This window comes from Actinosynnema sp., assembly GCF_052038725.1.
The window spans coordinates 1-7065 of the sequence record NZ_JBQGCX010000663.1 but is presented as its reverse complement, the minus strand read 5'-3'; the positions used below and the strand labels follow the sequence as shown (position 1 = coordinate 7065).

8 protein-coding genes are annotated in these 7065 nt (G+C 76.1%); 4 read left to right on the top strand and 4 right to left on the bottom strand.

The window, feature by feature from the left end:
• Nucleotides 1–40: 40 nt before the first annotated feature.
• A complete protein-coding gene (locus ACTUAL_RS13995; protein ID WP_440900540.1) occupies nucleotides 41–991 on the bottom strand; it encodes a DNA topoisomerase IB in 951 nt (316 codons plus the stop codon).
• A gap of 95 nt (nucleotides 992–1086) precedes the next feature.
• A complete protein-coding gene (locus ACTUAL_RS13990; RefSeq protein WP_440900539.1) occupies nucleotides 1087–1959 on the bottom strand; it encodes a LysR family transcriptional regulator in 873 nt (290 codons plus the stop codon).
• Nucleotides 1960–2082: 123 nt separating this feature from the next.
• Here ACTUAL_RS13990 and ACTUAL_RS13985 point away from each other — a divergent pair, with 123 nt between their 5' ends.
• A complete protein-coding gene (locus tag ACTUAL_RS13985) occupies nucleotides 2083–2808 on the top strand; it encodes an SDR family oxidoreductase (RefSeq protein WP_096495759.1) in 726 nt (241 codons plus the stop codon).
• Entirely contained in the window at nucleotides 2808–3644 is an 837-nt protein-coding gene (locus ACTUAL_RS13980) for an amidohydrolase family protein (RefSeq protein ID WP_440900541.1), read from the top strand. The genes ACTUAL_RS13985 and ACTUAL_RS13980 overlap by 1 nt, the downstream gene beginning before the upstream one ends.
• 51 nt (nucleotides 3645–3695) lie before the next feature.
• Here ACTUAL_RS13980 and ACTUAL_RS13975 read toward each other — a convergent pair whose 3' ends face one another.
• Nucleotides 3696–3824: a DUF4241 domain-containing protein gene (locus tag ACTUAL_RS13975; protein WP_440900538.1), complete on the bottom strand. Its 129-nt coding sequence runs from the start codon at nucleotides 3822–3824 to the stop codon at nucleotides 3696–3698.
• Between the two features lie 310 nt (nucleotides 3825–4134).
• Nucleotides 4135–4698 (bottom strand): TetR family transcriptional regulator, encoded by a 564-nt coding sequence (locus ACTUAL_RS13970; RefSeq protein WP_096495761.1) that lies wholly within the window; start codon nucleotides 4696–4698, stop codon nucleotides 4135–4137.
• A gap of 78 nt (nucleotides 4699–4776) precedes the next feature.
• On the opposite strand from ACTUAL_RS13970, the gene ACTUAL_RS13965 reads away from it, so the two are divergent.
• Both ACTUAL_RS13965 and ACTUAL_RS13960 read left to right on the top strand, forming a co-directional pair.
• Nucleotides 4777–5670 carry an SDR family oxidoreductase gene (locus ACTUAL_RS13965; RefSeq protein ID WP_440900537.1) on the top strand — a complete coding sequence of 298 codons (894 nt, stop codon included), beginning with the start codon at nucleotides 4777–4779 and terminating at the stop codon, nucleotides 5668–5670.
• 65 nt (nucleotides 5671–5735) lie between these two features.
• Nucleotides 5736–7007 carry a YeeE/YedE family protein gene (locus ACTUAL_RS13960; RefSeq protein ID WP_440900536.1) on the top strand — a complete coding sequence of 424 codons (1272 nt, stop codon included), beginning with the start codon at nucleotides 5736–5738 and terminating at the stop codon, nucleotides 7005–7007.
• Nucleotides 7008–7065: the final 58 nt, after the last annotated feature.

Sequence of the window (7065 nt, the reverse complement as noted above, 5' to 3'; positions counted from 1 at the left end):
ACCGGTTCCCGAACCGGTGGCGGCGCCCTCGTGTCCGGGGTCAGCGCAGCAGCCGCAGCACGGCGGCCTCCTCGGCCTCCCGCCCCTTCCCGCGCACCAGCAGCACCTTCCCCGCGCGGAACAGCTCCACGAGCCTGGGGTCCACGTAGGACTTGCGGGCGACGGCGGGCGTGTTCCCCAGGCGCACCGCGACCTCCCGCATCACCTCGGCCTCCACCCGCCGCCTGCCGCGCTCGGTGCCCGGATCACCGGCCGCCGCGAACGCGCGGGCCGCGACGACCGTGGCGTGCCAGGTCCGCAGGTCCTTCACCGAGAACTCCTCGCCCACCAGCTCCTTGAACCGCACGTTGACGTCGTCCGAGCGCACCTGCCCGCCGTCCTTGCGCACCAGCAGCCGGTCCCGCCGCTTCCGGCCGCGCAGCAGCAGGCGCACCGTCCGCGCGACGGCGTCGTCCTCGACCGTCGCGGTGAACCGGACGCCGCTCTTGGCCGGGTACCGGAAGTCCACGGCGGACCCGCGCACGGTGACGTGGGAGCACAGCAGGGTCGCGACGCCGTGCGAGCCGTTGTCCTCCGCGTAGCTCTCCCCGCCGACCCGGAACGCGCCCCGCTCCAGCAGGGTGAGCGCGAGCGGCAGCGCCCGGTCCCGGCCGCGCAGGTCGCGGGCGATCCGCTCCCGGAACCCCGGCAGCAGCGGGGCCAGCGCGAGGACGCGCGCGTGCTTCTCCTCGTCGCGCTCGCGCCGCCACGCCTCGTGGTACAGGTACTGCCTGCGGCCCGCCTCGTCCACGCCCACGGCCTGGATGTGCCCGTTGTGGTGCGGGGAGATCCACACCTGCCGCCAGGCGGGCGGGATCACCAGCGCCTTGATCCGGGCCAGGTGCTCGGCGTCGGTCAGGCGGGCGCCGTCCTGGTCGGTGTACCCGAAGCCGCCGCCCCGGCGACGTCGTCCGAAACCCGGCCCGCCGGGGGTGCTGCGGCGCAGTCTCACCGGCTGCTGTTACCCGCGCCGGGGCGGGGGAAACGCCGCTCGGGGCCGGTCTCGCCCGAACAGGTGATCAACGCCAGGGCGCCGTCCCCGGCGGGTCAGCCGACCAGGTGGGTGGCGGCCAGCCCGCGGAACTCCGCGACCAGCGGGCCGCGCTCCCCGGCGCGCGTGGCCAGCGCGACGCGGCTCGGCTCGACGCCCTCCAGGGGCACCGCGACCAGTCCCGGCCGGACCCGCCGCAGGTGCTCGCCGCCCGGCACGATCGCCACCGCCTGCCCGGACGCGACCAGCTCCGCCTTGTCCTCCACCGACTCCACCAGCGGCCCGTCCGGCGCGGGCCTGCCTCCCGGCCTGGGGTCGACCCGCCAGAACGCGTTCCAGCGCTCGTCCGGGACCCTCGGCATCGGCTCGTCGGCCACGTCGTCCAGGGTCACCGACCGCCGGTCCGCCAGCCGGTGGCCGGTCGGGACCAGCAGCGCCCTCGGCTCCTCCCGCAGCACCACGACCCGCAGGCCGTCCGCGTCCAGGGGCAGCCGGGTGACGACCGCGTCCACCCGCCGCTCCAGCAGCGAGGACCGCACCCGGTCCCACTCGACGTGCCGGGCGCGCACGTCCGCGCCGGGGTGCCGCCGCCGCAGCTCGGCGACCGCCGGGGTGACGATGAGGTTGACGCCGTAGCCGACGGTGATCCGGTCCCGGCCGACGGCGCGGGCGCCCGCGACCGCCTCGGCGGCCGAGTCGAGCAGCGCGAGCGCGCGCGGCAGGAACACCCGACCGGCCTCGGTGAGCGCGGTGCCGCGCGGCGAGCGGTCGAGCAGCCGGGCCCCGACCTGCCGCTCCAGCCTGCTGATCTGCCTGCTGAGCGCGGGCTGGGTGGTGTGCAGGGCGAGGGCCGCGCGACCGAGGTGCAGGTGCTCGGCGACGGTGGTGAAGCAGCGCACCAGGCGCAGGTCCAGGTCCGGGGCGGGCACGGCCAGAGCCTAGACCGGCGGTGATGCCGATCCGGGAACAGCCGGTGCGCGATCGGCATTGGACGTGCCCTGACCTGCGGGTTCAGGGTGGTGGCAGCCCTTTTCGAGGAAGGAGGACCCGCCTTGTCCCACCCCACTGCGCTGATCACCGGCGGCACCACCGGCATCGGCCGGGCGGTCGCCGGACTGCTGCACGAGCGCGGCCACCGCGTCGTGGTCACCGGCCGCGACCCGGTGACCCTCGAGGCGGCCCGCCGCGAGCTGCCCGGCGACGTCGTCGTCCTGCGCGCCGACGCCCGCTCGCTGCCCGACGCCGACCGGCTCGCCGAGGAGGTCCGCGAGCGCTTCGGCGCGCTCGACGTGCTGCTGCTGAACGCGGGCATCACCCGCTCGCTGCCGTTCGAGGAGGTCGACGGGACCGCGTACGCCGAGGTGTTCGACGTCAACACCAGGGGGCAGCTGCTCACGCTCGCCAGGCTCCTGCCGCTGCTCGCGGACGGCGCGTCGGTGGTGTTCACGGTCGGCGCGGGCGTGCGGTCGGGCATCCCCGGCGGGGCGCTCGCGGCGGCGAGCCGGGGCGCGCTGCTGAGCGCGGTCCCGTCGCTGGCGCTGGAGCTGGCGCCGCGCCGGATCAGGGTGAACGCGGTCAGCCCCGGACTGGTCGACACCCCGATCTGGGCCAAGGGCGGGCTGCCGCCCGAGGCGCTGGCCGAGTACGCGGGCCGGGTCCCGCTGGGTCGGCCCGGCACGCCGCGCGAGGTGGCCGAGGCGGTCGGCTACCTGGTGGGCGCGGGGTACGTGACCGGTCAGGAGCTGGTCGTGGCGGGCGGAAGCGGGTTGGGGGCGTGATGGAGGTCGTGGACGCGCACCTGCACCTGCCCTCGCCCCGGCTGGACTGGCCGCACGGCGAGGCGTCCCGGCGGGACCTTCAGGCCGAGCTGCTGCTGGCGCAGCTGGACGCGGCCGGGGTGGACGCGGCGGTGCTGGTCGCGGTGCCGGGCGCGGCCCCGGTGGACGAGTGCCTGGGGATCGCGGCGAGGCACCCGGACCGGGTGGCCGTGATCGCGCCGTGGGACGGGGACGAGGCGCCCGAGGGGGTGCTGGGCGTGCGGTTGGTGCTGTCCTGGCCGCCGGAGAACGCCGAGCGGCTGCGGTCGGGCGGGTACGACGGGCTGTTCGACGCGGCCGAGCGGCGGGGTGTCCCGGTGAGCGTGCTGGCGGGCGGGGTGCTGCCGGAGATCGCCGAGGTCGCGCGGGCGCGCCCGTCGCTGCGGCTGGTCGTGGACCACCTCGGCCTCGACCAGCCGCCGTACCTGCCCGCCGGTGACCCGCCGTGGGGCGGGCTGCCGGACCTGCTCGCCCTGGCGGGCTTGGAGAACGTGGCGGTGAAGCTGTCCGGCGCGCCGACGCTGTCGGCCGAGCCCTACCCGTACCGGGACGTGTGGCCGCACCTGGACCGGGTGCTGTCGGCGTTCGGCGCGGACCGCTGCCTGTGGGGCAGCGACGCGCACCGGGTGTCCGGCAGGCTGCGCGGCTTCCCGCCGGTCCCGCCGTATCCGGGGCAGCACTCGCACGCGCAGGCGCTGCACCACCTGCTGGACCGGGCCGGGCTGAGCGAGGCCGAGCGGGCGGCGCTGTTCGGCGGCACGGCCCGGCGGGTGCTGGGGTGGCCCGCGCGGTCGTGACGGCGCGGTCGTGACGGCGGGGTCGTGACGGCGGGGTCGTGACGGCGGGGCCTACCCGCGCCTCGTCCGCTCGGGCAGGAACAGCGCGTCGAGCACCAGGCAGGCGACCGCCCCGTCGGCGGCGCGACCGGTCCACGTCGGGTAGGCCCCGTCCCCGTTCGGCGCGGTGAACACCACCACGCCGCCGCCACGTGCTCGCGGCCCCCGCCCTCCGCGAGGGCCAGCAGCACGCGCACGGGGTGGTCGCCGGGCGGGAGGGCGGTCAGGAACGGCTTCCGGCCGCCGGGCCACGCGCCGGGGTCGGCCGCGACGACCCTGCCGCTGGGCAGCGCCAGCCCCCCGCCTCGCGCTCCTCGATCGTGTGCTCGTTCCCGCTCCTCGTGGGGAACCGGGCGCCGGGCACGACCGGGGTCCCGCTCTCCGGGGCGACCAGCGCCACCGCGACTCCCCTGCGAGGAGGGTAACCGCGACCCCCGACCGGAACGGTCCCCTAGCCGAGCACCTCGCGCAGCTGCGCCAGCACCTCCACCGCGATCACGTCCAGCCCCCGCTCCTCCCCCTCCGCGAGCCACAGCTCGAACGTCGTCTGGAACACCGCCGCCCCAGTCCTGGCCGCCAGCGCCGCCCGCGTCGCGTCGACGCCCCGCGCGCGCAGCTCGTCCGCCAGCACCCCGGCGAGCACGACCAGCTTGTGCTGCTCCCGCTCGCGCAGCGCCGGGCACCCCGAGATCACCTCGTGCCGCCTGCGGGACCACGGTCGCGCCTCGTCGGGGAAGAAGTCGGCGGACGAGCGCAGCGCCGAGGCGATCACCGCGATCGGCGGGGCGTCCGGCGGGGCCAGGGCGATCCCGGCCCGGAAGGTGTCGGTGAACTCGTCCTGCCGGTGGAACAGCACCTCGCGCTTGTCGCTGAAGTGGCGGAAGAAGGTCCGCTCGGTCAGCCCGACCGCCTGCGCGATCTCCTGCGCGGTGGTCTGCTCGAAGCCGCGCGTGGCGAACAGCTCCAGCGCCGCCTCCTGCAGCCGGTCGGGGGTTCCGGGTTTCCATCGCGCCATGCCCCGAGTCTAGTGATGACAGCGACTGACATAACCGCTACGCTCATGTCAGTCACTGTCATCACGAGGGAGCGGGACATGCGGGTATTCGTCACCGGGGCGTCGGGGTGGATCGGCTCCGCCGTCGTGGACGAGCTGATCGCGGACGGGCACGAGGTCGTCGGGCTGGCCAGGTCCGACGCGTCCGCCGCGAAGCTGGAGGCCAAGGGCGCGCTTGTGCGGCGGGGCGACCTGGACGACCTCCACGGGCTGCGGGCCGGCGCGCTGGAGGCCGACGCCGTCGTCCACCTGGCCAACAAGCACGACTTCGGGAACCTGGCGGCCACCAACGCCGCCGAGCGCGCCGCCACCACGACCCTCGGCGCGGCGCTGGAGGGCACCGGCAAGCCGTTCCTGCTGGCCTCCGGGCTCGCCGGGGTCGCGCCGGGCAGGCTCGCCACCGAGCACGACCCGTCCACGTTCCACGGCCCGGACTCGGCGCGCGGCGGCAGCGAGAACCTGCTGCTGGAGCACGCCGCGCGGGGCGTGCACGCGGTCGCGGTGCGGTTCTCGCCGACCACGCACGGCGTCGGCGACCGGGGGTTCGTCCACGCGCTCGCCTCGGTGGCGCGCGCGAAGGGCGTGTCCGGCTACCCCGGCGACGGGTCGAACCGCTGGGCGGCGGCGCACGTGCGGGACGCGGCGCGGGCGGTCGCGCTCGGGCTGACCAAGGCCCCGGCCGGGTCGCGGCTGCACGCCGTGGCCGAGGAGGGGATCAGCACGCGGGTGATCGCCGAGGCGCTCGGGGCCGCGCTGGACCTGCCCGTCGCGCCGGTCGCCCCGCAGGACGTGGCGGGGCACTTCGGCTGGATCGGCGGGTTCTTCGCGCTGGACATGGCCGCGTCCAGCGCGCTCACCCGCGAGTCGCTCGGCTGGGAGCCCACCGGGCCGACCCTGCTCGCGGACATCGCGGCGGGCGCGTACACCGGGTGATCCACCGGCTTCCCAGCATGTGAACGGGACTACCGGTCGTTAGGACGGCGAATAGAATCCGACCGGTGTCCACGACCACTGAGACCCCCTCCGACCAGCGCAGGCTCCCGACCTTCCCGACCTCCTGCGCCGCGCCCGCGCCCCGGCCGGAGGAGCCGGTGCGGGTCGTCCCGCTCGCCGTCGCCTCGCTGATCGCGGTGGCGCTGACCGGCTACGCGTGGACCGCGCACGGCGCGAGGTCCGGCGTGCTGCTCCTGCTCGGCCTCGGGCTGGGCGTGGCCCTGTTCCACTCGCGGTTCGGGTTCACCTCGGCGTGGCGGCAGCTGGTCGCGGTCGGCAACGGCGCGGGCGTGCGGGCGCACTCGCTGCTGCTCGGCACGGCGGCCACGCTCGTCGCGCTGATCGTGTCGACCGGGTCCGGGTTGTTCGGGTCCGCGCCCAAGGCGAGCGCCGGACCGATCGGCCTGGCGCTGTTCGTGGGCGCCCTGCTGTTCGCGGTCGGGATGCAGCTGGGCGGCGCGTGCGCGTCCGGCACGCTGTTCGCGGTCGGCTCGGGCCAGTCCACGATCCTGCTGACCCTGTTCGGCTTCATCGTCGGCTCGGTGGTCTACACCGCCGCGTTCCCGGTGTTCGACGGCTGGCCCTCGGTGCCGGGCGTGCTGCTGTCGGACCACGTGGGCTGGTTCGGCTCGTGGGCGCTGACGATCGCGGCGCTGGGGCTGATCGTGCTGGCGACCTGGTTCGTGCAGAAGCGCCGCACCCCGCCGCCCGCGGACGTGGTCCCGACCGCGACCGGTCTGGCGCGGGTGCTGCGCGGCTCGTGGCCGCTCCTGGTCGGCGCGGTGGTGCTGGGCGTGCTGGCGGGCGCGGTGTTCCTGGTGTCGGGCGGGATCTGGGGCGTGACGTTCGCGTTCGCCCTGTGGGGCGCGAAGTTCCTGCAGCTGGTCGGGCTGCACCCGGAGACGTGGGAGTTCTGGCGGAGCGCGTCGAACGCGAAGGCGCTGGCCGGGTCGGTGTGGACGGACAAGACCACGCTGACCAACGTGGGCATCATGATCGGCGCGGCGATCGCGGCGGCCCTGGCCGGGGCGTGGAGGCTGCACACCTCGATCCCGTGGCGCACGGCGCTCGCGGCGGTGCTGGGCGGGGTCCTGATGGGCGTGGGCGCGCGGCTGGCCGGTGGCTGCAACATCGGCGCGTACCTGGGCGGGATCTCCACGGGCAGCCTGCACGGGTGGCTGTGGGGCGCGTTCGCCCTGGGCGGCACGTGGATCGGGCTGCGGCTGAGACCGCTGTTCGGGCTGGTCGTGCCGAAGGCGTCGGACAGCGTCTGCTGAGGGTTTTTCGCTTGCGGAGGGGCGGTTGAGCGTGGCCGGGAACACGCCCCCGCCGCGT

What these genes read in the sequence shown, in the direction of transcription:
- ACTUAL_RS13980 (WP_440900541.1), top strand. Translation starts at nt 2,808, where the DNA reads ATGGAGGTCGTGGACGCGCACCTGCACCTGCCCTCGCCCCGGCTGGAC.
- ACTUAL_RS13970 (WP_096495761.1), bottom strand. Translation starts at nt 4,698, where the DNA reads ATGGCGCGATGGAAACCCGGAACCCCCGACCGGCTGCAGGAGGCGGCG.
- ACTUAL_RS13965 (WP_440900537.1), top strand. Translation starts at nt 4,777, where the DNA reads ATGCGGGTATTCGTCACCGGGGCGTCGGGGTGGATCGGCTCCGCCGTC.